Raw genomic sequence first — 25,755 nt, 5'->3', positions numbered from 1 at the left:
CTGGGCACCGGTTGGTGCGCCGCGGGCGGGGACGCGCCGGCTCAATGCCGGTGTCGTCGGAGGTGCACCAGATGGGTGTCGCGCTCGTCGTTGACCCACGCGTAGTAGAAGCCGATGAGAATTCCGCCTCCGACGAAGTTTCCCAGCAGCACCGTGCCTAGATTGCCGAACACCAAACCTATTGGCATGTCGTGTTGGAATCCAACAATCATGAAGAGCACTGTGTTGGCCACGGAGTGCTCGAAATCAAGAAACGCGAAGACGAAGACGGCGGTGATCATCGCCATGCATTTCGCGATGTCCTCGGTCAGGTAACCGTTGTAGACGAGCAACATCGCGAGGTTGATCATGAAATTGCACAGCACGGCTCGGATGAACAGGTCGAGCCAACCGCTGAATCCGTTACTGAGGTAGCCGGTCTTGACGTCGACCGCGTGCACCATCGCGTTGAGTACAGGACCGTCGAGAAGTGTTGTGCCGCGCAGCATCACAGCGATCAGCAGGCCGCCGAGGATGTTGCCGAGATAGCAGAACAGCAGGATGCGCATGATCAGGACCGGCGTCACGCGTCGGTAGTAGGCGCCGACCGAGACGATCATCATGTTCGAGGTGAGTAGCTCGGACTTGGTGTAGTAGATGAACACCAGCGCCCAGCCGAAGGCCAGCGCTCCGATGAGTTTGCCGACCGCGTGCAGTTGCCCGGGCGGATCGGTCATCGTGTCGAACGCGGCGACGATCGTGTAGTTGATGACGTAGAAGATCGCGATGATGATGCCGGCCATCGCGGCGCGTTGGATGAAACGGCGCCGCAGATGGCCGGTCATTTTCTTCTTGGACTCGAGCACGTCGAGCGTTGTGCTGATGAAGAACTTGCCCGGGAAGAGCTTGTTCACATCGAACTCGGGGTCGCTCATGTGTCAACGGTTCCACAGCACATGCCACGGCGCCCGCTATACGTACACAACTGCGACCTCAGCGCGAGGCCATCGAAATTATTGTCGTGGCCGCGCGCTGACGACCGAGTTGTGTACGTACCCGGTCGAGGGTCGGGGGTCAGTCGGCGAGAGTCGCGGTGTCGATCACAAATCGATACCGCACGTCGCTGTCGACGACGCGGTCGTAGGCGGCGTTGATCTCGTCGGCGCTGATCTTCTCGATCTCTGCTCCGATCCCGTGTTCGGCGCAGAAGTCGAGCATCTCCTGGGTGGCGGGAATGCCTCCCACCATCGATCCGGCGATCGAACGCCGGTTGGCCAGCAGCGAGAATGCCTTGATCTCGAGCGGATGCTCCGGAACCCCCAGCTCGACAAGGGTGCCGTCGATGGCCAGTAACCCGAGGTAGTCGTCGAGGTCGAGGTTGACCGACACGGTGTTGATGATGAGATCGAACTCCCCGCGCAGTGTCCGGAAGGTCTCGGCATCCTTCGTCGCGTAGTAGTGATCGGCGCCGAAGCGTTCGCCGTCCTCCTTCTTGGACAGCGTCTGACTCAAGACGGTCACCTCTGCGCCCAGCGCGTGGGCGATCTTGACGCCGATGTGTCCGAGGCCGCCGAGACCGATGATGGCGACCTTCTTGCCGGGGCCGGCTCCCCAGTGCTTCAACGGTGCATACAGCGTGATTCCCGCGCACAGCAGCGGTGCCGCGACGTCGAGGTCGACGCCCTCCGGGATCTTCAGCACGAAGTCCTCGGTCACGACGACCTGTTGCGAGTACCCACCGTGGGTGAACTCGCCCTCGTAGGTCTTGGAGTTGTAGGTCTGCACGACACCCGTGGTGCAGTACTGCTCGTCGCCGTTCTTGCACGCGGCACATTCGCCGCACGAGTCGACGAAGCAGCCGACGCCGACGCGATCGCCGACCTTGTGCCTGGTCACCTCATCGCCGACAGCGGCGACCGTTCCGGCGATCTCGTGTCCTGGCACGACGGGGTAGGTGGTGCCGCCCCATTCGTTGCGGGCGGTATGGATGTCGGAGTGGCAGATCCCGGCGAAGGCGATGTCGATCAGGACGTCCTTCGGGCCGAGGTCCCTGCGCTCGATGGTGGTCTTCGATAGTGGCGCATCAGGAGCTGTTGCCCAGAAAGCATTGACGGTTGTCGTCACTGTGTTCCCTATCCGGCGTCCGCGGAATCCACGACGATCTGCCGGTGCCGCGGGCACCTCACTACATCCAGCGTGCCGACGTATTGCCGGATGCGCATGCGACTGTGTCGCGTGACACGCCAGGCCGAAAGGGGACCGACTTGGTTTTGTCACAGGCAACCTGACTAGCATTCGCGTGTGACCGAATCGCCGGAGAAGACGACAGCAACGCTGCCCAACCGTCGATCCGACGACCCCAATGGCCGTGCACGACGCCTCTCACCTGGGCCGACGTCAATCGTTGCCGTCGTGGCCGGTGTGATCGCGATTGTTGCGGCTGTGCTCACGCCTTTCCTCCCGGTCACCACGACGACGGCAACCATCACGTGGCCGCAGGGTCAGCAGCTCGGTTCGGCAAACGCCGACATCACCTCTCCGCTCGTCGCCCAGATGGCGCAGGATCTCGACGTCACCATCCCGTGTTCGCTTCTGCGTTCTGCGCCGGCCGATGCGTCGTCGACGATCCTCACGACGATGCCGCCCGCTGCGAAGAACCAGCGGACATCGGCGCTGAACGTGACGGCAGACGCGAACACAGTGACGGTGACGATGCGTGGCGACACGGTCGCGTCGGCCCCGCGCGCCGACGTCGCGTCGGATCGGTGCACGCAGCTCCACATCTTCTCGTCGGCGGCGGGTTCGGGCGCACGCTTTGTGGGACTCGGACCGGTGCAGATGGCGCCGGAAGCCGACCGTCCGCAGGTGGCAGGCCTGTTCACCGACATCCCGACCTCGACGATCACCTCGACGCCCGGATTGTCGGCGCGCATCGTCGTCGACGATCGGTTCGATTCGAGTCCGTCGATCATCAAATGGCTCGTGATGATCGTCGGCGTCCTGGCGGCGATCGTCGCACTCGGTGCGCTTGCTCAACTCGACCGCATCTACGGCTACCACCGGCGAGTCGGTCGGGTGCGGTGGTTGGAGCTGCTTCGTCCACGCGCCACCGATATCGCCGTGACCGCGATCCTGCTCGTCTGGCACTTCCTCGGAGCAGGCTCGTCCGACGACGGCTACATCCTCAACATGGGCCGGAACGCGGAGCACGCGGGCTACCTGGCCAACTACTACCGCTTCTACGGCATCCCCGAGGCGCCGTTCGACTGGTACTACGACTTCCTCGCACACTGGTCGGCGGTGTCGGCGACGGGTGTGTGGATGCGCATCCCGTCGTTGGTGATCGGGCTGGTGAGCTGGTTCATCCTCAGTCGGGTGCTGCTCCCGCGTCTGGGACGTGCCATCCGCACGTCGCAGTGGGCGATGGTGACCGGCGCCGCGGTCTTTCTCGCATTCTGGCTGCCGATGGCCTCCGGCCTGCGCAGCGAGGGCGTCGTGGTGCTCGGCAGTCTGCTGACCTGGTGGGGCGTCGAGCAGGCCATCGCGACCCGGCGCATGTTGCCTGCCGCGGGAGCGGCCTTCGCCGCCGCCCTGACCCTTGCGACCGCGCCGACGGGTGTCATCGCGGTCGCACTCCTGATCACCGGTGCGCGGCCGATGCTCAAGATCCTTGTTCGACGACGCCGCGAATCGGGCCTTGCCTCTCTTCTGCTTCCGCTGTTGGCGGCTCCGGCGATTGTGGTGATCATCGTGTTCCGCGACCAGACGCTCGCGTCGGTGTTCGAGGCGATCCGGGTGCGCTACACCGTCGGGCCGACGCTGGCCTGGTACCAGGAACTGTTGCGGTACTACTTCCTCGCGGTCAACACGCGCGACGGCTCGCTGGTGCGAAGGGTGCCGGTGCTGTTGCTACTGGTCTCACTGTTCGTGGTTCTCGCGATCATGCTGCGGCGCAAGCAGATCCGTGGGGTCGACAGCGGACCGGTCTGGCGCATCACCGGGGCGGTGCTGATCACGATCGGACTGCTCTCGCTCACCCCGACCAAGTGGACCATCCAGTTCGGTATCTTCGCGGGCCTCGCAGCGGCGCTCGCTGCGGTCGCCTGTGTTGCGATCGGCCAGGTGGCGCAACGTAATACGCGTAACCTGTCGATCCTGATCGCAGGCCTGCTCGTCGCCTGTGCGGCCGCGGCGGCCGGATACAACGCATGGCCGTGGTCGTACGACTTCGGCATCTCGTGGTTCGACAAGGCGCCAGTGGTTGCGGGACTGCAGGTCTCGTCGATGTTCCTGGTGCTGGCCGTGATTGCACTCGTCGTCGCGGTGTGGCAGCACCTGCGCCTCGACTACGTCGCCGACACCGGACTGCACCACGACGCGGGCAAACCGCCGAACCGGTGGCGAACCGGCATCGCGTCGTCGCCCATTGCCGTCATCGCGGTGATCATCCTGCTCGCAGAGCTGGCCGTGTTCGCCAAGGCGGCCGTGGCTCGCGCCGACACCTACTCGGTGCTGAAGGGCAACGTGCACGCGGTCACCGGAGGCTGCGGTATGGCCGATTACGTTCTCGTCGAACCTGATTCGAACAAGGGGAGCCTCGCTCCGGTCGACAACGCTTCGCCGTCACAGGCGTTGGAGGGCACCGCACGGGGCTTCTCGGCCCAGGGTGTCGCCGACGACCTCACGCCGGAGGCGGATTCGATCAAGCCGGGTACGCAGAACACCTCGGCCGATCTCTCGAAGACATTCGTCGTTGCGGGCGGTGCCCCGGGTACGACGGGCGGTCGCGGACCGGAAGGGGTCAACGGCAGCACCGCGGCATTGCCCTTCGGGCTCGACCCCGCGACGACGCCGGTGATGGGCAGTTACGGAGCCGACGGGCAGGCATCGCTGACGACCGACTGGTATCGACTGCCCGCGCGCGACTCCTCGCCGCTGATCGTCATCACGGCGGCAGGTGCGCTCGCCTCGACCGATCCCGACGGTGTCACGACGTACGGGCAGTCGCTGCAGGTGGAGTTCGGCGTCGAGCAGGACGGAAAGTTCCAGCAGGTCGGTGCCGCCGTGCAGCCGATCGACGCCGACCGCAAGGCGAATCGGCCGTGGCGCAACCTGCGCATCCCGATGTCGTCGGTACCCGCCGGTGCGACAGCGATGCGGATCGTCGCCACCGACAACAACCTCGACCCCGACCAGTGGCTCGCGGTGACGCCGCCGCGCGCTCCCGAGTTGAAGACGTTGCAGGATGTCGTCGGATCGTCGGATCCGGTGCTCGTCGACTTCGCGGTCGGCGCGGCATTCCCGTGCCAGCACCCGATGGATGCGTCCAACGGCGTCAACCAGATTCCGCAGTGGCGAATCCTGCCGGAGCTGTCGGTGGCGAACTCGCAGTCGAAGACGTGGATGGCCACCGTCAACGGTGGACTGCTCACCACGGCGGAAGCCTTGACGACGCCGTCGACGATGGCGACGTATCTGAAGAACGACTGGTACCGCGATTGGGGCAGCCTGCAACGGTTGTCGCCGTTGGTGCCGGATGCGGTGCCCGCAGCGGTGAGTACCGGAACGTCGACCAGGTGGGGCTGGAGCCGTCCCGGAGCAATGCAGGTGGTGCCAGAAGATGATGAGTGAGACGTCGGTGAACGCAACGGGGAACGGCGACGAGAAGCCGAGCGACAAGGGCACGGGCGGATCGGTGTCGTCGAAGTCGGCCGATCGGATCAGGATCGCGAAGATCGTCGCGGTGGTCGCCGGTCTCATCGGCATCGTCATCGCGTTGCTGACCCCGTTCCTGCCGGTCAATTACACCAAGACCGAACTGACCTGGCCGCAACAGAATTCGGTCGGCAGCGTGGCGGCGCCGAGCGTCTCGTTCTCGCCGGTCTCGATGGACGTGTCCGTCCCGTGCTCACTCGCCAAGAGTCTGCCCGCCTCGGGTGGCGTGATCGTCTCGACGGTGCCGTGGAACGGAGCCGACGCCAACAAGGTCGGTTTCTTCATCCGCGCCACCCGCGACTCTTTGCAGTTGACGCAGCGAAACATCGTGTTGCTCAGTGCGCCTCGAACCGCGGCAGAGAACTCTCCCGGGTGTCGCGTCGTCTTCCACGCCGACACCGACGGCGCTGCAGGCAAATTCGAGAACCTCTCGACAACCGACACCGGTCTGGGGTCATTCGACCTACGAGACGCGACGGCACGCCCGCAGATCATCGGTGTGTACTCGCAGTTGCCGCAGGATGCGCCGACGGAAGGCCTGTCGTTCCGCGCGACACTGGACACGCGTTTCGTGTCGACCCCGACAACGCTGAAGTTCTGGCTCCTGGTCATCGGCGTCGTCATGACGATTGCCTCGATGCTCGCGCTGGCCGTGCTCGACGCCCGTGACGGACGCGGCGTCCACAAGCTCTTCCCGCAGGGCTGGTGGCGACCGCGCTGGGTCGACGCCTTCGTCACGCTCGTCCTGCTGATCTGGTTGTTCGTCGGTGGCAACACGGCAGACGACGGGTATCAGGTCACCGTCGCACGAGTCGCCCGCAACGCCGGATACCTCGACAACTACTACCGGTACTTCGGTGTGCCGCAAGACCCGTTCGGTTGGCACTACCAGTACCTCTCGCTGTGGATGGAGGTGAGCACGGCGACACCGTGGCTGCGGCTGTTGCCCTTCCTCTACGCGGTGGTCGGCTGGTGGCTGATCAGCCGCGCAGCCATCCCACGACTGGGCTACGCGGTCCGGACGTCGCAGTCCGCGATCTGGGCGGCCGCCCTCGTGTTCCTCGCGGTATGGATGCCGTTCAACAACGGGCTTCGCGTGGAACCGATCATCGCCGTCGGCACTCTGCTGGCGTGGGTACTCGTGGAGCGGGCGATAGCGACCGGAAGATTCTTCCCGCTCACGCTCGCGATCGTGGTCGCCGCGTTCACCCTCACGATCCACCCGACCGGCGTGATCGCTGCCATCCCGCTCATCGCGGGAATCCGACCCCTGCTGAAGCGTCTGATGATCAGACGACGACGAGACGGGTTGTGGCCCATCCTCATACCGATTCTGGCGTCGGGACTCGTCGTGCTCTACGAGATCTTCGCCGACCAGACACTCGCTGCGATTCGCGAAGCCATCAGGGTCAACTCTGCCGTCGGTCCGACCAACAAGTGGTGGGAAGAGGGCATGCGCTACTACATGCTCATGAATCCCACCGCAGACGGTGGCATCGCACGCCGATTCGGTGTGCTCATCACCTTCGTGTGTCTGATCGTCGTGGTGGTCATGCTGCTCAACCGTCGACGGCTGGCGGGCATTGCGTCGGCTCCCACCTGGCGGTTGGTCGCCACGGTCGCGGGTACCGCAGTGATGATGGCGTTCCTGCCGACCAAATGGACACACCAGATGGGCGTGTATGCCTGCATCGCAGGCGCTTTGGCCGCCGTCGCAACCGTGTGCGTCGACCGCGCGGTGATGCGTCGACGACGCAACCGCACGCTCTTCGCGGCGGCGTGCGCCTACGTGCTCGCGCTGGCTTTCTCCGGACGCAACCAGTGGTGGTACGTCGGTAGCTACGGAATTCCTTGGCGCGACGCCGTTCCCGACGTGAAGGGCATCCCTGTCTGGGCGGTCATCCTCACTGTCGCGGTGCTGCTCACCATTCTCGGTCTCTGGCAACACTTCCGCGACGACTACGTCTCCGACGACGTTCGACGCGGCGAGGAGCGGGTGTCGAAGAACCGGTGGACAGCCTGGCTGCGCTCGCCGTCGATCATCGTCGTGTCGGTGATCATGCTGCTGTTCACGCTGGTCTCCTTCGCGAAGGCGGATTGGACACAACGTAATTCGTGGTCGTGGCTGAGTTCGAACGTTGCCGCGGTACGCGGTGAGCCGTGCGCGCTCGCCGACGCGGTGCTCGTCGAGAAGGACGTCAATTCCGGTCTGCTCGCGCCGGCACGTGTTGCGGGACAGAACAACCCGTCGCCGGGGGCTGCGCTCGCGGGTGCCGACGCGACCGGCTTCGACCCGAACGGCGTCGGATCTGATCTGTCCGACGACGGCACCGAATCGGACTCGTCAACGGGGACATCGTCGGCCGAGGTCGACCGGACACAATCGGACGCGACCGAACAGACCGGAACCGACGGTAGTAGTCCGTCGAGCGACACCGCAGGCGGAACGACGTCGACCACCGGCGTCAACGGCTCCCAGGTGAAACTGCCATTCGGGCTTTCGCCGCAGCGCACACCGGTGCTCGGTACGTACGGATCGCCGTCGGGCACAGGCAGTCTGACTTCGGATTGGTATCAGCTACCCGCGCGCGGTGCCGATACTCCGCTCATCACGATGTCGGTTGCCGGACAGATCGAATACGTCGACGATCTCGCCGTCACGCGTTCGGGACAGCAGGTTCGCCTCCAGTTCGGCCGTGTGGGTCCTGACGGTTCGGTGACACCTGCGGGGATCATGACCCCGATGGATATCGGCGGTGCACCTGCATGGCGCAACCTGCGGTTCCCGCTCGACGGTGCTCCGCAGGGTGCGACGGTGGTGCGCGTGCTCGCGCAGGACACGTCGACCAACTCCGATCAGTGGCTTGCCGTCACTCCACCTCGTGTCTCAAAGATGGTCACGCTCAACGACCTCGTGGGTAGCGAGGCTCCCGTGATGATCGACTGGGAGGCTGCACTGGCATTCCCGTGTCAGCGTCCCGCACAGGTGCACAACGGCGTGCTGGAAACACCGGAGTGGCGGATCTCGCCCGACCGTGAAGGCGAGCGGGTCAATTCCCAGCGCTGGATGGCGGGGACCGCGGGCGGTCCGCTCGGCATCGTCGAGAACCAAATGCGCCCAACGGTGTTGCCGTCGTATCTACGCAACGACTGGGCCAAGGACTGGGGCATGCTGCAGCGGCTCACACCGCTTGTGCCCCAGAAGCCCGCAGAACTCACGGTGACGACCGACGTCCACAACGGACTCTGGTCGCCGGGACAGATTCGCGCAGTTGGGTTCTGAGTCCTGCCGGGCCCTGTAGCCTTGCCTGTTTCTGCGATCTCAGGCGGCGCCGATGTCGGAGGTGGGTGCGTTCGGGGTCTTGTGGCCCCGAACGCGCCGCTCGAACAGGTAGACGGCGACACTCACCGCAGACCACGTGGTGAGCACCAGGAACGGCCAGACATGTTGATGCCCGCGGAAATACACTGCGGTGTGCAGCGCGTTGACCGACGCGCCGGGTGGCAGCCAGCCGCCGATGGTCGCGATCACCCGGGGTAGCAGCGGCCACGCGACGGAGCCCCCCGACGATGGATTACCCAGCAGCACCATGACCGCCCATGTCGGCAGAATTGCCCAGCGGCCGAACATCGCGCTGAACATCGTGAAGATCATGCCGCAGGTGAACATCGTCAGAGCAAGAATGAGCCACACCTCGAACACCGGCAGCGTCAGCGCACCGATGATCCAGTCGATCATGGCGCAGATGGTGAACCCGCCCAGTAGCGAGTACAACGCGGTGAATCCGATTCTCTCCCAGGGCCGCAACTTGTTGGCATGCACGCCGAGCTGGATCGCGCCGACGAATCCGATGATGACCGCGGCAAGCATCATGTAGAAGATGGTGAGCCCGTGCGGATCTCGGGGTTGTAGTGGATTGACGTCGCGGATGCTCACCCGGTAGCCGGTCCCGGCGGCCGCACGCGGCATGCTCTGCTCGAGGAGTTGCGCGACCGTCGCACCGGACGCACTCGACAGTTCGACGTCGATGGTGCGCGCCGTGGTGTCGATGTCGACAACCGCGAAGACCTGTTGGTTCTGCAACTGTTCGACGGCTTCGGCATGGGTTGGTAGATGACGCACATCGACCGAACTGCCGAGTTCGCGCGCGAGCCGTGCCTCGACATCGGCTGACTGCGGCGGTGGCAAGTCACCGACGACGGCGATCGGCACACGTTCGGGTTTCGGGTTCGCCGTCGAGTACGTGTAGGAGCCGACGAACAACGCCGCCGCGATGCCGAGGATCACCACGATCACCAGCGCGGGCGCGAACCGAGAGGTGCGGATGGCGTGCCAGGCCCTGCGGAAGTCATCTGTGGTGCGCACGCCTCGAGGCTATTCGTTCGTCGGATAGGCTGCGGAGAAGCTGATCGGAACGACCCGGAGGTAAGTCCATGACCAGTGCCTACGACTTCACGGCGACGGACATCGACGGCAACACCGTCGACCTCGACGACTACCGGGGGCAACCGTTGCTGATCGTCAACACCGCGTCGAAGTGCGGTTTCACCCCGCAGTACAAGGGACTCGAAGAGCTCAGCAAGACCTACGCCGAGAGCGGACTCGTCGTACTCGGGTTCCCCTGTGATCAGTTCGCTCATCAGGAACCGGGCGACGAGGCGGAGATCAAGAACTTCTGCACGCTCACCTACGACGTCAGCTTCCCGATGTTCGCGAAAGTCGACGTCAACGGGTCCGACGCGCATCCGCTCTTCGCGTGGCTACGCGAGCAGAAGTCGGGCGTGCTCGGCAATCGCATCAAGTGGAACTTCACCAAGTTCCTCGTCGACCGCGACGGTCAGGTCGTCGACCGCTTCGCGCCGACCGTGAAGCCCGAGAAGCTGACCGGAGACATCGACAAGGTGATCTGAGAACGGGAGTGCGCTGCGTGGCCGTTGTGTGCCGTGTGACCGTCGTCAGCCCAGCCACACAGACCGCGCCCCGGAATCGCCGACGCGGACGACCATCACCAGGGCGCCAAGCGCCACAACGATAGTCGCCACCGCGAGCACGACCCGCAGCCAACCGTGCGCGCGTACCGAAGCCACAGCAGGTATCCGGCGCGCGATGGTGTCGTCGTACATCGCCCAGGAGAGTACGACCAGTACGAAAAGCGCTGCTACCCAATAGAGCATCTGGCCGCCGAGCTCGGTATGGCGGTGCAGTGCTTCTGATCGCGGTACCTGCTTCTCCAATGCCTCACCCGCGGAAGTGGTGAGCGGTGTGATGGCCATCGCGACAACCGCGACCGCCGGTGTGAACCAGCCGAGCCGTCGGCGTGCTGCCGGCCATACGCTCGCCAGGATCGCCAGGACGGCCGTGAGGGGAATCGCCACCACTGCAAGGTGAACAAACAGCGGGTGCGCGGGCAGTCCGGCAATCGTGTCCATCGCACGAGTGTGACGGTCAGTCGCTGAAGGACCGCTGAGAATGCGTCGGCAAGCCCATCGCGTGGAGCGACTCAGTCCGAGAAGCGATGATCTCCGACGCCGAACCAGGCCTGCGCGGCCGATCGCATCCGCTCGGGAAGGTACGTGTACTCGTGTGGCTGGGCGCTCGCCGCGCGGGCCGCGGATTCGAGGTGATCGCGCAGACGCCACACCAGTGCGGGATCGGTCGCGGCTCCGATGTCGAGCGCATCCTCGACGGCCGCCGTCGACAAACCGAGTTGTGCTGCGAGAGTTGCGGTATCGAGACCGGCGAGGTCGAGATTTGCGCGCAGCTCCGAACTGGTGACGCGGCGTTGGTGAGCGTTCAGAGACATGATTGTCGTCTCCTTGTCATTAGTTGGTCTGCGCAGTCATGAGTTGGTCTGCGCACCAGTCTATGAAATTCACGCCATACAGAGACAAGGCAAGCGTATGGTCGCCCGAGACGGAGCCTGGAAGGGGAGACGATGAGCGAGCGGCTGGCAGGCAAGGTTGCACTGGTGAGTGGCGGTGCGCGGGGCATGGGTGCAGCGCACGTGCGCGAGATGATCGCGGAGGGCGCGCGTGTGGTCGCCGGCGACATCCTCGACGACGAGGGCAAGGCGCTGGCCGACGAACTCGGCGATGCGGTGCGCTACGTCCATCTCGACGTCACCGAACCCGACGACTGGCAGGCGGCTGTCGTGTTCACAGTCGACACCTTCGGGCGGCTGGACGTCTTGGTGAACAACGCGGGAATCGTGAACTTCGGTCTGTTCGAGGACTATTCACTCGACGACTGGCGCACTATTCTCGACGTGAACCTGACCGGAGTGTTCCTCGGCATCAAATCTGTTGTGCCGCAGATGAAGCAGGCCGGCAGCGGCTCGATCATCAACATCTCGTCGATCGAGGGGTTGGCGGGGACGATTGCCACGCACGGCTACACAGCGTCGAAGTTCGGTGTGCGTGGACTCACCAAGTCGGCTGCGCTGGAGTTGGGGCCGAGCGGCATTCGGGTCAACTCGGTGCACCCCGGCCTGATCAAGACGCCGATGACGGAATGGGTGCCCGACGACATCTTCCAGACCGCACTCGGTAGGGCTGCGGAGCCGTCCGAGGTGTCGAAACTTGTTGTCTACCTGGCTTCCGACGAGTCGAGCTACTCCACGGGGGCCGAGTTCGTCGTCGACGGTGGTGTGGTTGCGGGACTGGCGCACAAGGACTTCGGAGTCGTCGACGCTTCGGAGGTTGGCGGCTGACCTCACACGGCGACAAGCTCTCTACGCAGGAACGAGCGCAGCGACTCGTTGAAACGCTGCGTGGTAGGTGCTTTCGGCGCAATCTGATCGAACGCGTGGAAGGCGCCGACTGCGATCTCGACATCGCAGTCGATCCCTGCCTCACGAAGTCGTCGTGCGTAGTCGAGTGTCTCGTCGTGGAACAGGTCGCAGGTTCCGACGCCGAGCCACGTGGGCGGTAAGCCGTCGAGGTCTGCGCGGCGTGCGGGGACGGCCTGCTGCCTGTCCGCAGTGCCGAGGTAGAGATCCCACCCCCGCTGATTGTCACGCTCAGACCAGAGCACGTATCGACGTCCCGTTGGTGTCGCCGCGGTCCGGTCGTCGAGCATCGGATACACGAGAGCCTGTGCGGCAAGAGGGATGTCGCCGCGATCGCGTGTCAGCAGTGCGAGTGCGGCGGTAAGGCCGCCTCCCGCGCTGGCGCCGGCGATTGCGATTCGATCGCGGTCGACCCACGGTTGCTCGGCCAGCCATGCGAGCGCGGTATAGCAGTCCTCGAGCGGTGTCGGATACGGGTATTGCGGCGCGAGTCTGTAGTTGACGGCAGCCACCGTGATGCCGGTGGCGTCGGCGAGGTCGCGGCAGTAGATGTCATCTTGTCCGGCAGAACCGAGCACGTACCCGCCGCCGTGGATCCACAGCATCGCGGTGCCGGTGTTCTGTGCTCCGGTTGGCCGGTGCAGGCGAATCGATACCCCTGGCGCGATAGCGACCGTCGGGACGCCGCGCACGCGGGCCAGGGGCATACCGCCGAGTCGTAGGACGCCTCGCGGCATGTGCCGCAGTCCGATTCCGCGAGGAATCCAGCGTGCGGTGCGTCGAAGGTCGGGAGCGATGTCGGCGGTCGTCACCAACTGGACTATACATTTTCAAGAAAGTGTCTACATCGAGTGTGATCTGTGCCACGATGAGCCCGGCGAAGGGAGTGGCCATGTCCACATTTGACACAGTCGTTCGAGGTGGCCGGTGGTTCGACGGCACGGGGGCGCCGTCGGCGATCCGTGACATCGGTATTCGCGACGGTCGTGTGGCCGCGATCAGTACCGAGCCGCTCGACACCGACGGCGCGCAGGTCATCGACGCCGAGGGGGCGTGGGTGACGCCGGGTCTGATCGATATCCACACCCACTACGACGTCGAGGTTCTCGACACCCCGGAGCTGACCGAGTCGCTTCGTCACGGCGTGACGACAGTGTTCATCGGGTCGTGCTCGCTGTCGACGATCTATGTCAACGGGGAGGAGGCGGGCGACCTCTTCGGACGCGTCGAAGCGATCCCGCGCGACCACGTCATCTCCGCGGTGGACGAACACAAGGACTGGTCGTCGCCGAGGGAGTACGTCGAGCGATTGGAAGGTCTGCCGCTCGGGGCGAATCTCGCTGCATTCATCGGACATTCGGACATGCGGACGTCTGTGATGGGTCTCGATCGTGCGACACGATCGGATGTACGACCCACACGCGCCGAGCAGGCACGGATGGAAGAGATGCTCGGCGACGCGCTCGTCGAGGGATTCGTCGGACTCTCGTCGCAGCAGCTCAAGTTCGACAAGCTCGACGGCGTGACATGTCGGTCGCGCACCCTGCCGTCGACGTACGCCAAACCCAAAGAGCTGCGCCGACTCAAGAGCATGCTGCGCCACAGTGGCCGGGTGCTGCAGTCGGGGCCCGACATTCAGAACCCGCTCAATCTGCTGTCGCAGATGGTCCAATCGATCGGCTTCGGGCGCCCTGTGCTGAAGACGTCGCTACTGTCTGCGGCTGACGTGAAGTCGAACGAGAAAGCGCTGATCCTGATGGACCGGCCCACTGCGCTCATCAACCGCTTGGGCGGCGACTTCCGCTGGCAGCACCTGCCGGTGCCGTTCGAGGTGTACGCGGACGGCATCGATCTGGTGATCTTCGAGGAATTCGGTTCCGGCGCAGCGGCATTGCACCTGCGTGACGACATCGAACGAGATGCGCTCATCCAAGATGAGGAGTACCGGCGCAGGTTCCGCAAGGACTACGAGCAGAAGTTCGGCATCAGGGTGTGGCACCGCGACTTCTTCGACGCCGACATCGTCGCGTGTCCCGACGAGTCGGTGATCGGAAAGTCGTTCGGTCAGGTCGGACTCGATCGTGGCGGACTCCACCCGGTGGACGCTTTCCTCGACCTCGTCGTCGAACACGGCCGTGAGATCCGTTGGCGCACAACCATCTCGAATCATCGTCCGGAAATGCTCAAGAAGATCGCCACCTGGCCAACGGTCCAGATGGGCTTCTCCGACGCCGGAGCGCACCTGCGCAACATGGCCTTCTACAACAGCGGGCTGCGGTTGCTGCGCCATGTCCGTGACGCCGAGCAGGCCGGAAAGCCTTTCATGAGTACCGAATACGCGGTCCATCGCCTCACCGGTGAGGTCGCCGACTTCTACGACATCGACGCGGGACACCTGCGCGTCGGCGACCGCGCCGACCTCGTCGTGATCGATCCCGCACACCTCGACGAGCAACTCGAAGCGTACGGTGAGGCGCCGATCGAACAGTTCGGCCAGATGTCGCGCATGGTGAACCGAAACGACGCCGCAATCAGAGCCGTCATGGTGAGCGGACAGACCGTGTTTGCCGACGGTGAGTTCGCGTCGTCGGTCGGCACAACGCGCACGGGAAGCTTCCTGCGGGCCGGACACACCACGCCGCCGACAATGGCGCCGACGGCGACAGCTGAGCGTGAACTCATCCGGACGAGCTGAGTGCGGTCGAACTGAGTGCGGTCGGGGAGTCATTCAGGACTTCCCGACAGGCACTACGCCTCGAAAGTCACTGTTACGTATAGGTGCGACAGCGGTTTGCGTCGCATCTTCACTGGCAGACGTCAGTACGCAGAAGTCGCCGGGCTTTCAGTGCGGTGACCCCCTCTTGCGTGCAACGATCGGAGTATGGCCGACACAAGCACCGCACCAGACAGCATCCTTGAGGCCGGTACCACCGCGCCCGATTTCACCCTCAAGACGACGCCCGATCAATCGCTGAGCCTCTCTGAACTCAAGGGCAATCCCGTTGTCCTCGTGTTCTATCCCGCCGACTGGAGTCAGGTATGCGGCGACGAACTCGCCGTCTTCAACCAGTCGCTGCCGCTGCTACAGGATTACCGCGCGGTTCTCCTCGGCATCTCGGTCGACAGCGCGTGGAGTCACCAGGCGTTCAAGGAGTCGCGCAAGCTCGGCTACGACCTCCTTGCTGACTACAACCCCAAGGGCGCGGTCTCCAAGGAGTACGGCGCATACGACGAACAGGCCGGCTGCTCCAAGCGCGCTCTGTTCGTCGTCGACTCAGACGGCGTCATCTCGTGGAGCTACCTGTCGCCGATGGCCATCAACCCGGGTGTGAACGGGGTGCTCGACGCCCTCGAAGCCCTCAAGAACAAGAACGCGTGAGGAGCCGACAATGCCACTGACCCAACCCGTGGGATCCGACGACTACATTCAGGGGCCGTCTGACGCCGCTCTCACACTCGTCGAGTACGGCGACTATCAGTGTTCCTATTGCGGGCAGGCCTATCCGATCGTGAAGCAACTCCAGCGCAGCTATCCCGACTCGCTGCGATTTGTCTTTCGCAACTTCCCGATCCCCGAGATCCACCCGCAGGCACTCGCAGCGGCGGAGTTCGCCGAATACGCGGGCGACCACGGCAAGTTCTGGGAGGCGCACGACGCCTTGTATGAGAATCAGGATCAGCTCGGCGACGGCTTCTATCGCGAGTTGGCGACGAGTCTCGGACTAGACCCTGCCGCAGCTGAGGCCGCAATGAGTGCGCAGCAGTTCGGTGATCGCATCCAGGGTCAGATCAACAGTGGGCTCCGCAGCGGCGTCAACGGCACTCCCGCCTTCTTCATCAACGAGCAGTTCTTTCCCGGACCCTTCACCGAACTCCCCGACGTGCTCGAGCAGATCTTCGCGTCGGGACGCTGACACCGCTCAGGCGGTTGCTCGCTCAGGCAGTTGCTGCCGTCGCGCGCAACGCGGCGAGTACACGCGCGTTGCTGAAAGTGTCGCCGACGGTGATCCGGACGCCGTGACCGCGAACTGTCTTCACCGCAACGCCGCATGTCCCGAGCAGCGAGCCTAGCGCCACTCCGTCCGCGCCGGGTAGATAGACGAAATTGCCCTCACCAGCGATAGTCGACGCGCCTATCGCGTGCAGTTGCGCGGACAGCCGATCACGCGCGGCGCGCATGGCCTCGACGCGGTGCGCGAGCGCCGTCGTCGCGGCCAATGCCACCGGCACCGCCGCTTGGGCCGGCGCACTCACCGCAAACGGAATCTCGAATCGACGGATCTCAGACATCAGCCGCTCGTCACCGACGCCGTAACCAACCCGCAGAGCCGCGAGACCGTGTGCCTTGCTGAAAGTGCGGACGACCACCAATCGGGGATGTCGTGCGATCAACCGGTGCAGATCTGGTGCGGCAGTGCTGAACTCGATGTAGGCCTGATCGAGGATGGCCGTCACGTGGTCGGGTAGTGAGGTCAAGAACGCATGTAGTTCGCGTTCGTCGACGATCGTGCCTGTCGGGTTGTGTGGGGAGCAGACGATCACGGCGACGGTCGACGCGGTGACGGAGGTGCGCAGCGCGTCGAGGTCGACCCCTCCGCCGCGATCAAGCGGCACACCGCGAAAGTCCATGCGCAGCAACTGCGCGAGGATGGGAAACCCGTCGAACGTCGGGGTCGCGGTCACCAGTTCGGGCCCGACGCCGTCGTATTGGTCGAGAGCTGCCTGCAGTGCCTGGAGGATGACCCCCGTTGCTCCAGCGCCGACGGTGACCATGTCGTCGGACACTCCCAGATGATGTGCGATGACGCGACGGGAACCGTGCGGAGTGAACTCCGGGTAGCGGTGTGCCGACAGCACCTGTTGATGGAGAACTTCGGCGACCGCGGGCAGTGGCGGATAGGCTGACTCGTTCAGGTTGAGTCTAATCATGTTGTCGGCGAACACTAGTGACGATCCGACCAACGAATCGCCGCCGCTCCCGCGAAGTCTCCGGCGTGGGCGAACGCCGACATCATGACAACGTCACCGGGCTGGATGCGCCCGTCGGACACCGCCGTGTCCAGAGTGATCGGAAGCCCGACGCCGAACAGGTTTCCGCACTCGTCGAAGGTGTCCGGGTGTCGTTGCTCGGGCAACTCGAGCGCGTCGCGCCAGTTGCGTAGAAAGATGCGGTTCGGCTGGTTGGTGATGAACCAGTCGAGCTCGGACGGGCGGATGTCGATGGAGTCGGCCACCTCGATGGCAGCAGCGGGAACCATGCGATTGCCGCGCGCGAGAACCTTGGTGATCTTCGCTTCGGTGAAGCCGATGTGAATTTCTCCGGTGCCCGCTTCCCAGTAGCGACGGTCGGGTTCTGCCACCGATGTCATGTCGGCCGAGTACTCGCCGTACGAGTGGGTGACCAGTCCGAGGACCGGGGAACCCGCCGGACCGTCGAGGCTCACCACGGCGGCTGCGGCGCCGTCACCGGGGATCGCAGCCTGTGCCTTGCCGCGAACCTGCTCCTGGGTGAAGATCTGGGATGCGCTGTTCTGCGCCAATCCCAACAACGCCTTGCCGCCACCCGCCGCTACGAGCAGCGCAGCCGCTAGATCGAGCATGTGGATGAACGCGGCGCAGCCGCCGTTGTGGACGTCGAGAACCGTGGTGGGCCGCAGACCGAGACGATCGGCGAGCTCGCCGCCACATCCACGAACCGGTACCTCGGGAAGTTGGCTGTGCGTCAGGACGACGGTGACGTCGTCGAGGTAGTCGTCCCCATGTCTTTCGGTGAGAGTTCTTGCGGCAGAAACCATCATGTCGGCCGACGTCTCGTCTTCTGCTGCGTGGTGCCGGAATGCCGGCGCCGAGAACATGATGTTGTCGGCGAGGTCGTCGTTCTCGGCGAACTGGCTGAAATAGGATGCGGGAACGCGATTCTCGGGCAGATACCCCGCAACGTCCGCGAGGACGACGGCGGGCGCAGTCGGGTTGTTCATGAGCGCATCCAATCGGGCGTAAGGGGCAAATTGTTGGCGTGGCGATACTCGGCGATCGCGGTGAGATTGTTCAGTTCGAGCTGGTGTCCTGCGGCGAACATGTCCCAGAAGTCGCCGACCCAGACCGGACGGTCGGCCGGTGCCGTTTCTGGATACGGATTTCGCTCATAGAAGGGATGTCGGCAATTGGTCCACAACACCACCGACCCCGGCTTGTCGAGCACGACCTGCGCGTCGACGACGCGCATCAGATAGATCATCCACAGGTGTTTGCCCTGATCCCACGCGCAGTGATAGTCGACGGTCATGGCGTCCGGATTGGCGACCGTACGTGTGTAGATGTCGGTGGCGTCGCCCAGTCTGTCCGACGCCAACCACAGTCCCGGCTCGTCGGTCGGCGTGAATCCGCGGAGGCTGTAGGTCCACTCCTCGAGAGACCGTGTGTCGGAAAGCCATTCGTACAGTTCGCGGGGCGGCGCGTTGACGTAACCCTGCACCGGACAGAAGTCGCCGAAGATCTGGTCGTGCGGATAGACCGATCGCAGCATGTCGAGAATGATCGGTGTGGCGGTCTGTCGCGGGTGGGTCTCGATGCGGGTCAACCCGTCGAGCTCGTCGGCCTGCCGGCCGAGGTCGGCCAGCGGTGTGGTCTCGATGGTCATGACTATTGTCCCTTCGGCAGAAACGGTTGGAATGGTGGCACTTCGTCCGGATCGCAGTCGACGACGATGACGTTCGGTCCGGTATCCGCGAACAAGTCGGCACACGCGGAGTCGAGATCGCTGAGAGAAGCAGGATGACGCACCTCGGTGCGAGTGCCGAACATGGCGGCCAAGCCGCCCGCGATGTCCGTCGGCCGGAAGCGATTGACGCTGGCGGCCTCCGGGAAGAAGAGGTGTTCTCGGGTGACGCACATGCCGTGTGCGTCGTTGTTGAGGATGACGAGGGTGACAGGAGCGTCGTATTCGAGGGCGGTGTGAAATTCCATGCCGTGCATGAAGAATGCTCCATCTCCCGCGACGATCACCACCCTCCCTTGATGGGCGGAGCCGATCGCTGCTCCGATTCCTGCCGCGATCGCATATCCCATGCCACCCATACCGAGGGCCACGGTGAATCTCCCGTCACTGATCGGAGTGAGATAGTGGATCGCTGCGGCGCCGACGTTGCCTGCGTCGGCGAAAACTCTTGTGCCACTGCGAAGGTGTGATGAGACGGTGTTCATGATCTGGCGTAGGCTCGGAAACGCAGAGTGCGGGAGCTCCGGTGTATCGAGGTAATCGATGTCGACGGTCGGCGCGGCGCCCTGTGTCAGTCCAAGTGCGGCGAGTGACTCATCGAGAAGTCGGAGCGCACTGGGCAGCGAGTCGACAAGGATCGACGATCCGCGTTGCGGTCTGGCGTCGTTGATGCCGATGTGAATGATCTCCGTGTCCGCAAGCTCCGCGTCGAACCCGCCCCGATCGGTCGCTGTCATCCGGCATCCGATGCTGACGCAGATCGACGCGGCCACCAGTTCGGCGTGTGCCGACGGATGCCCCATTACTCCGGTGATGCCGGCATGGCCGTCGACGTCCTCGAGTGCGTCGGCACCTCCCGGTGCGGCCACGACACTCGCACCAAGGCGAGACGCGATGCGGCGCAACGCCGTTCCGGCGCGGGTTCGGGAGGCCTCGTCTCCGATCCAAAGGCAGATCCGCTCGCCACGCCCGACGGCGTCGGCGAGTCGGCCGGCAGTCTCCATGAGCGCGGTGGGACTCCTGGTCGTCGAGTGTGTTGCCGGTTCGTGGTGTGCGTCTACTCCTGTGTCCCAGATCGTCTGTGATTGGACGTCTTTGGGGATCACAAGTGCAGCAGGCAGTCCGCGATCAAGAGTGGCGAACACGGACTTCAACGCGGGTTCGAGCTCGCTCGCGTCTGCGACCAACTCGACGTGGCCGGTCACCGACGTGAGGAGCCCGACGATGTCGATCGTGTCGGGCGGGTCGAGCATGTCTTGGAATGCGCCGCGAGTGGTCAGCGACGAGGGGGCAGCGCCGACGACGGCGAGCACCGGAACCCTGCTGTCGTACGATTCGGCAAGCGCAGGAACGATATTCATCGCTCCGCCGCCAGAGGTTGTGAGTACCAATGCCGGCCCGTTCGTCATCCGAGCAAGGCCGTCTGCCATTGCGCCTGCTGCGAATTCGTGTTTGGCCACGACAGCAGGCATTCCGAGCCGGGACGCGGCGTCGTAGATGTCTTCGATGTTGGCCCCGTGTACGCCGAATGCGTGGGAGATACCACGTCGACGCGCACTTTCGAGGAGATGCAGAGCGACGCTCCGTCGGCTGGACATGTCGCAAGAGTGCCCGCAGACACCTGAAGGTTGGCTGAAACCGGGTACCTGTTGCTCCCGCCGCGAACGGCATACACTCGACGACCACAGCTCATTGGTCACCTTCCGGTGGGCGACCGTGGTATCGATACAGCTTTGGCCATTGGATGAGCTCGTGAACGTACGCACCCGTATTCGTAGACGAGTAGGCGGCTACGGCGTGCGAAAGCAACTCACGATCGTGTCGGCTTTTGTACTTGTCGTCGCATTGGCCATCAGTGGCGCGGTGATGCTCCTCATGCTGCATCGCGAGAACACAGCGCAGATGTACCGAGCGACGGGGCGTCAGGCGTATCAGATCGCTACCGCGGTCAACCGTGGTGGCGTGTCGGCGGTCGATCCCGACGACCTGACTCCCGGAGCGGGCATCGACATCACGCAGGTCGTCGACGATCGGGGAGTTGTGGTGGCCGCGTCGCCTGGCGCACCACGTACGGCGATCCGGGTCGCGGATGACTCGAATGCTGATGAATCGAAGGTGCGCTACGCCGACCACGTGAACGTCCCCGGGTACGGAGACGAGTTCTGCGCATCGGTGAACACCGCGTACCACGCCGACCGTGAGTACACGATCCTCGCGCTCGACAAGGCGACGGGCATAAGGAGCAGTGAATGGACCACCGCGACGCTCATGGCGATCGAACTGCCGATCATCGTGGCACTCGGGGCAGGTGCGGTCTACCTGCTCGTCGGTCGGTCGCTTCGGCCCGTCTCGCGTATCACCAAGCAGGCCAATGAGATCACCTCCACCGAGCTCGAACAGCGGGTTCCCGTGCCGACCGCAGACGACGAGATCCGCACACTCGCGGTCACCGTCAACAGCATGCTCGGGCGACTCCAACGCGGGCGGGAATCGCAACTCCGTTTCATCGGCGACGCGTCGCACGAGTTACGAAGCCCGCTCACCACCCTTGTCGGGTTGCTCGACCTTGCCGACGACACATCGACGCCGATCGATGTGGAGACCGTCCGCACCATCCTCCTGCCCGAGGCGCGTCGAATGCAGGCCATGGCAGAAGATCTGCTCTTGCTGGCACGCGCCGATGAACAGGGGTTGACCGTCGTGGCGGGCGATGTGGACCTCGACGACGTCGTCGTCGAGGAGGTCGCACGGTTACGCGCGATGGACGCGGCCAAGGTGACCGCACACGTTATGCCCGTACGAGTGTCGGGTGACCGCGAGATGATTCGACGCGCGGTGCGCAACCTCGTCGACAACGCCAGCAGGCATTGTGACTCGGCGGTCTGGGTCTCACTGCGAGCTGATCGATCGAACGCCGTCATCGCGGTGAGCGATGACGGGCCCGGCATTCCCGACGACAGGCGGTCGGTGATATTCGACAGATTCTCGCGACTCGACGTCGATCGTCAGCGTGATTCGTCGGGAGCCGGTCTCGGCCTGGCGATCGCTTACGAGATCGCACAGGCGCACGGTGGCTCGGTCTCAGTTGTCGACGGCAGTCACGGCGGCGCTACGTTCGAACTGGTTCTGCCACTAGGAAACTCGTCCGATGGTTCCGAAGAAGCCAGGAGCCGTTCACAGCGCGATCAAACGGTACCCGGCGCCCCGGATCGTCTGGATGGAGGCGATCCCGAACGGGGCGTCGATGCGCTTACGTAGATAGGCGATGTAGACCTCGACGATGTTCGGGTCGCCGTCGTAGTTCTCGTCCCACACCGATTGGAGAATGGCATGTTTCGACATCACCTGCCCCTGGTTGCGCAACAGCAGTTCGAGTACCGCGTACTCGCGGGGAGTCAGGGCAATGGGCGCCCCGTGACGCGTGACGACGTGTTGGGCGGGATCGAGACACAGCGATCCCGCCGAGAGTATCGCGGGCCGCTCGCGCTGACCGCGCCGGGCGACCGCCCGTAGATGAGCCTTCAGTACGACCACGGAGAACGGCTTGACGAGGTAGTCGTCAGCGCCGAAGTCGAGTGCTTCGGCCTGGTCGTACTCGCCGTCCTTCGCGGACAGCATCACGATCGGCACCCACTGCGATCGTCTGCGCAACTCACGCACGACCTCATAGCCGTTGAGACCGGGCAGCATGATGTCGAGCACCACTGCGTCGAATTCCTCGTCAACGGCACGCTGTAGCGCCTGCGCGCCGTTGTGCAGGACTGACACGTTCCACCCGTCGCTGACCAACACTCGACGAATGGTCTCGGCCGCCCGCACGTCGTCGTCCACCACCAACACACGCACGTCGGACATCGCCCTTCTCCCCGATGCTCAGGCACCGCGGCTCCCGGCGTCGCCATCAGAAAGGACCCCGATGCGTCACCGCACACTGACCCGACCACGTAACAATTCGACCCTACTCCCGGTGCGTGGACCACGAACCCTTCCGCTGCAGTCCGCGCTGCGGCTGCGGGCCGACCCGGCACAGTTCGCAGAGAATCTTCGCGCCGACTACGGCGACATCGCCTTCATCACGGTGCTCGGACGCAACATCGTGATCGTGCAGGGCCCCGAGGCACTCGGCGAGTTGGTTCGCGACGCCGACCGCGCGTTTCGCAACGAGCCGGTATACGGATTTGCCCTCGGCACCCTCTTCGAACGCGGAATCCTGCTGATGGACACCGACGAACACCGCAAGCATCGTCGAATAATGCAGGCGGCTTTCACCGCCGACCGCCTGGCGGGCTACCAGGATCAGCTCAATTCCCTTGCCGCCGAGGCCGCGTCACGATTTACTCGCGGACCAGACGTCGACATGCGTACCGAACTCAAAGCGATGGCACTCGATGTCGCGTTGGAACTGTTTGTCGGAGAGAAGCTTTCGCGCGACGACGCCGATCGGATGAACGCGGCGTTCGTCGATCTCATCGAGGCGGGCAGTGCGCTGGTTCGGTTTCGAATCCCGGGCACCATGTGGGCGCGTGGACATCGGGCGCGCGGCGTCGTCGACGAGTTCTTCAGCGATCTTCTGCCCGCGCGGCGCGGCTCCGACGGCCCGGACCTGATGTCGGCGCTGTGCCATGCACGCGGCGAACACGGCTCGCAGCTCTCCGACCAGCAGGTCGTCGACCACATGCGATTCATGCTGTTCGCCGCTCACGACACCGCCACCATAGCGATGACATCGATGGCCTATCGGTTGGGACGTGACGCACGGTGGCGTGCGCGCGTCGTCGACGAGGCGCAACGTCTGGGTGAAGCGCCGTCAGCAGCGGAGTTGAAGGAGTCCGACATCTATCAGGCGGTGTTCAAGGAGTCGCTGCGGTTGCGCCCGCCGGTGCCGGTGATCCCCCGTGCGGCGATTGCGGACACTTCGATTGGCGGCCACTTCATCCCGAAGGGCGCATTTGTCATCGCGGTCAGCGCGAGCAATCACCGGATACCCGAAATATGGCCGCGCCCAGATGACTTCGATCCCGAGCGGTTCATGCCGGAGAACGCGGAGCGACGGCATCGGTTGGCATGGGCGCCGTTCGGCGGTGGTGCGCACCAGTGCATCGGCATGAACTTCTCGTACCTGGAGGCGGCGACGATGATTCACCATATGATTCGATGGCTCGACTGGGTGGTCGGCTCCGACGACTACGAGCGTCGCGACGTCGCACTGACAGCCAATGTGGGTTTCAGCGCCGCGGTCACCGACGCGCGAGAGCGATGCGACACGCGTAGATAGCGATACCGATGACGATGACCACGACGCCCGAGATCACCGAGGCGCGGGGGAGTGTGCACGCGAGCACCACGCAGCCGACGAGGCCGACGGCGCAGACGATGAGAGGTGGGCGCCGCTCCACGCGAGAAAGTGTCATGGCCGACGCGTTCGCGATCGCGTAGTACAGCAGGACTCCGAACGACGAGAATCCGATGGCGCCACGGACATCTGCGGTCGCGGCGACGACAGCGACAACCGCACCGACGGCGAGTTCGGCGTGATGCGGCACGCCGAATCGGGGGTGAACCTCCGCCAACGTTCGTGGCAGGTGTCCGTCGCGTGACATGGCCAACGTCGTCCTGGAGACGCCGAGGATCAGCGCGAGCAGGGAACCGAGCGCTGCGATAGCGGCGCCGATCCGAATGACAGGAGTCAGCCAGCCCGCGCCTGCGGCCTGCGTCATTGCGGCCAGTGGCGCTGTCGCCGTGGCAAGTCCCGATGCGCCGAGCGCCCAAAGAGCGGTGGCTGCGACGGTCGCGTAGACGACCAGTGCGATCCCCAACGCGACGATGATCGCGCGAGGAATGATGCGTGCCGGCTCCCGCACCTCCTCGCCGAGGGTCGCGATGCGCGCGTAGCCGGCGAAGGCGAAGAAGAGGATGCCCGCGGACTGCAGTATTCCGGTGACTCGTGCATCCGAGCCGACCTCGAGTGAGTCGACGCTGCCCGCGTCGGACGCGAGCGTCGTCACGACGACGACGGTGAGCACCATCAGCACCACGGCGACGATCGCGCGTGTGAGCAACGCCGACTTCTGCACTCCGACGTAGTTCACCGCGGTGAGCGCGACAACAGCGGCGACTGCCACCACGTGTGCGTGCGCCGGCCAGGCATACAGTCCGACGGCCAGCGCCATCGCGGCGCACGACGCTGTCTTGCCGACAACGAACGCCCACCCGGCGAGGTATCCCCAGAAGTCGCCGAGGCGCTCGCGGCCGTAGACGTACGTCCCACCGGAGACCGGGTACATGGCCGCAAGTCGCGCCGACGACATCGCGTTGCAGTAGGCCACAACAGCGGCGATGACCAGCCCGATCAGCAGCGCCGATCCGGCTGCGGCGGCCGCGGGCGTCAGCGCAACGAAGATCCCGGCGCCGAGCATCGAGCCGAGGCCGATGATCACGGCGTCGGACATGCCGAGCCTGCGGTGCAGCGACGGTTCAGTCATGGGTCGAGCGCGGTCGAAGCATGGTCGAGACTCTCAGTAGAAGGTGAATGGCAGGTGGCGTGCGACCTGCGGA

The 25,755-nt window shown here is 64.4% G+C and carries 21 protein-coding genes; 9 read left to right on the top strand and 12 right to left on the bottom strand.

Features of this window, described 5'->3' with window-relative positions; translation table 11 throughout:
• Positions 1–41: 41 nt before the first annotated feature.
• Both ACRVY7_RS09545 and ACRVY7_RS09540 read right to left on the bottom strand, forming a co-directional pair.
• Positions 42–914, bottom strand: coding sequence for a formate/nitrite transporter family protein (locus tag ACRVY7_RS09545; RefSeq protein WP_049700049.1), 873 nt, complete (start codon positions 912–914; stop codon positions 42–44).
• A 139-nt stretch (positions 915–1,053) separates the two neighbouring features.
• Positions 1,054–2,103, bottom strand: a complete 1,050-nt coding sequence (locus ACRVY7_RS09540; RefSeq protein WP_431816877.1) for an NAD(P)-dependent alcohol dehydrogenase — start codon at positions 2,101–2,103, stop codon at positions 1,054–1,056.
• A gap of 177 nt (positions 2,104–2,280) precedes the next feature.
• Here ACRVY7_RS09540 and ACRVY7_RS09535 point away from each other — a divergent pair, with 177 nt between their 5' ends.
• Positions 2,281–5,610 carry an arabinosyltransferase domain-containing protein gene (locus ACRVY7_RS09535; RefSeq protein WP_431816876.1) on the top strand — a complete coding sequence of 1,110 codons (3,330 nt, stop codon included), beginning with the start codon at positions 2,281–2,283 and terminating at the stop codon, positions 5,608–5,610.
• Positions 5,600–8,977 (top strand): arabinosyltransferase domain-containing protein, encoded by a 3,378-nt coding sequence (locus ACRVY7_RS09530; protein WP_431816875.1) that lies wholly within the window; start codon positions 5,600–5,602, stop codon positions 8,975–8,977. The genes ACRVY7_RS09535 and ACRVY7_RS09530 overlap by 11 nt, the downstream gene beginning before the upstream one ends.
• Before the next feature lie 39 nt (positions 8,978–9,016).
• Here ACRVY7_RS09530 and ACRVY7_RS09525 read toward each other — a convergent pair whose 3' ends face one another.
• Complete coding sequence (locus ACRVY7_RS09525; protein WP_064865946.1) at positions 9,017–10,060, bottom strand: ABC-2 transporter permease; 1,044 nt, start codon at positions 10,058–10,060, stop codon at positions 9,017–9,019.
• Positions 10,061–10,128: 68 nt separating this feature from the next.
• Between ACRVY7_RS09525 and ACRVY7_RS09520 the strand changes: the two genes are divergently transcribed.
• The gene (locus tag ACRVY7_RS09520; RefSeq protein ID WP_431816874.1) at positions 10,129–10,605 is read left to right on the top strand and encodes a glutathione peroxidase; all 477 of its coding nucleotides are present in this window, start codon (positions 10,129–10,131) and stop codon (positions 10,603–10,605) included.
• A 45-nt stretch (positions 10,606–10,650) separates the two neighbouring features.
• Here the strand turns inward: ACRVY7_RS09520 and ACRVY7_RS09515 are convergent, their stop codons facing one another.
• Both ACRVY7_RS09515 and ACRVY7_RS09510 read right to left on the bottom strand, forming a co-directional pair.
• Positions 10,651–11,124, bottom strand: coding sequence for a DUF2231 domain-containing protein (locus tag ACRVY7_RS09515; protein WP_431816873.1), 474 nt, complete (start codon positions 11,122–11,124; stop codon positions 10,651–10,653).
• 71 nt (positions 11,125–11,195) lie between these two features.
• Complete coding sequence (locus tag ACRVY7_RS09510) at positions 11,196–11,498, bottom strand: DUF2316 family protein (RefSeq protein WP_431816872.1); 303 nt, start codon at positions 11,496–11,498, stop codon at positions 11,196–11,198.
• A 132-nt stretch (positions 11,499–11,630) separates the two neighbouring features.
• On the opposite strand from ACRVY7_RS09510, the gene ACRVY7_RS09505 reads away from it, so the two are divergent.
• Complete coding sequence (locus ACRVY7_RS09505; RefSeq protein WP_431816871.1) at positions 11,631–12,404, top strand: glucose 1-dehydrogenase; 774 nt, start codon at positions 11,631–11,633, stop codon at positions 12,402–12,404.
• Between the two features lie 2 nt (positions 12,405–12,406).
• Here the strand turns inward: ACRVY7_RS09505 and ACRVY7_RS09500 are convergent, their stop codons facing one another.
• The gene (locus tag ACRVY7_RS09500) at positions 12,407–13,294 is read right to left on the bottom strand and encodes an alpha/beta hydrolase (RefSeq protein ID WP_431816870.1); all 888 of its coding nucleotides are present in this window, start codon (positions 13,292–13,294) and stop codon (positions 12,407–12,409) included.
• 80 nt (positions 13,295–13,374) lie between these two features.
• Between ACRVY7_RS09500 and ACRVY7_RS09495 the strand changes: the two genes are divergently transcribed.
• The 3 genes from ACRVY7_RS09495 (at position 13,375) to ACRVY7_RS09485 (ending at position 16,396) form a co-directional block, all read left to right on the top strand.
• Complete coding sequence (locus ACRVY7_RS09495; protein ID WP_431816869.1) at positions 13,375–15,177, top strand: N-acyl-D-amino-acid deacylase family protein; 1,803 nt, start codon at positions 13,375–13,377, stop codon at positions 15,175–15,177.
• A 186-nt stretch (positions 15,178–15,363) separates the two neighbouring features.
• Positions 15,364–15,861, top strand: a complete 498-nt coding sequence (locus tag ACRVY7_RS09490) for a redoxin domain-containing protein (RefSeq protein ID WP_431816868.1) — start codon at positions 15,364–15,366, stop codon at positions 15,859–15,861.
• A gap of 10 nt (positions 15,862–15,871) precedes the next feature.
• Positions 15,872–16,396, top strand: coding sequence for a DsbA family protein (locus tag ACRVY7_RS09485; RefSeq protein WP_431816867.1), 525 nt, complete (start codon positions 15,872–15,874; stop codon positions 16,394–16,396).
• A gap of 22 nt (positions 16,397–16,418) precedes the next feature.
• On the opposite strand, the gene ACRVY7_RS09480 is transcribed toward ACRVY7_RS09485, so the two are convergent.
• The 4 genes from ACRVY7_RS09480 to ACRVY7_RS09465 are packed head-to-tail and all read right to left on the bottom strand — an operon-like array spanning position 16,419 to position 20,798.
• The gene (locus ACRVY7_RS09480; RefSeq protein WP_431816866.1) at positions 16,419–17,411 is read right to left on the bottom strand and encodes a pyridoxal phosphate-dependent aminotransferase; all 993 of its coding nucleotides are present in this window, start codon (positions 17,409–17,411) and stop codon (positions 16,419–16,421) included.
• 14 nt (positions 17,412–17,425) lie between these two features.
• Entirely contained in the window at positions 17,426–18,460 is a 1,035-nt protein-coding gene (locus ACRVY7_RS09475; RefSeq protein ID WP_431816865.1) for a 3-oxoacyl-ACP synthase III family protein, read from the bottom strand.
• Positions 18,457–19,122 carry a hypothetical protein gene (locus tag ACRVY7_RS09470; protein WP_049700035.1) on the bottom strand — a complete coding sequence of 222 codons (666 nt, stop codon included), beginning with the start codon at positions 19,120–19,122 and terminating at the stop codon, positions 18,457–18,459. The genes ACRVY7_RS09475 and ACRVY7_RS09470 overlap by 4 nt, the downstream gene beginning before the upstream one ends.
• Before the next feature lie 2 nt (positions 19,123–19,124).
• Positions 19,125–20,798 (bottom strand): thiamine pyrophosphate-binding protein, encoded by a 1,674-nt coding sequence (locus ACRVY7_RS09465; protein WP_431816864.1) that lies wholly within the window; start codon positions 20,796–20,798, stop codon positions 19,125–19,127.
• Between the two features lie 154 nt (positions 20,799–20,952).
• On the opposite strand from ACRVY7_RS09465, the gene ACRVY7_RS09460 reads away from it, so the two are divergent.
• A complete protein-coding gene (locus tag ACRVY7_RS09460) occupies positions 20,953–22,458 on the top strand; it encodes a sensor histidine kinase (RefSeq protein WP_431816863.1) in 1,506 nt (501 codons plus the stop codon).
• On the opposite strand, the gene ACRVY7_RS09455 is transcribed toward ACRVY7_RS09460, so the two are convergent.
• Positions 22,375–23,055, bottom strand: a complete 681-nt coding sequence (locus ACRVY7_RS09455) for a response regulator transcription factor (protein WP_049700032.1) — start codon at positions 23,053–23,055, stop codon at positions 22,375–22,377. The genes ACRVY7_RS09460 and ACRVY7_RS09455 overlap by 84 nt on opposite strands.
• Before the next feature lie 112 nt (positions 23,056–23,167).
• On the opposite strand from ACRVY7_RS09455, the gene ACRVY7_RS09450 reads away from it, so the two are divergent.
• Positions 23,168–24,475, top strand: a complete 1,308-nt coding sequence (locus tag ACRVY7_RS09450; protein WP_431816862.1) for a cytochrome P450 — start codon at positions 23,168–23,170, stop codon at positions 24,473–24,475.
• Here ACRVY7_RS09450 and ACRVY7_RS09445 read toward each other — a convergent pair.
• On the bottom strand, positions 24,438–25,682 hold the full coding sequence (locus tag ACRVY7_RS09445; protein WP_431816861.1) for an APC family permease: 1,245 nt from the start codon (positions 25,680–25,682) through the stop codon (positions 24,438–24,440). The two genes, ACRVY7_RS09450 and ACRVY7_RS09445, sit on opposite strands and share 38 nt — an antisense overlap.
• Between the last annotated feature and the right edge of the window lie 73 nt (positions 25,683–25,755).

The sequence above is a fragment of the Gordonia jacobaea genome (assembly GCF_965344965.1).
Lineage (GTDB): Bacteria > Actinomycetota > Actinomycetes > Mycobacteriales > Mycobacteriaceae > Gordonia > Gordonia jacobaea.
This window is presented reverse-complemented; position numbering and strand designations above follow the sequence as displayed.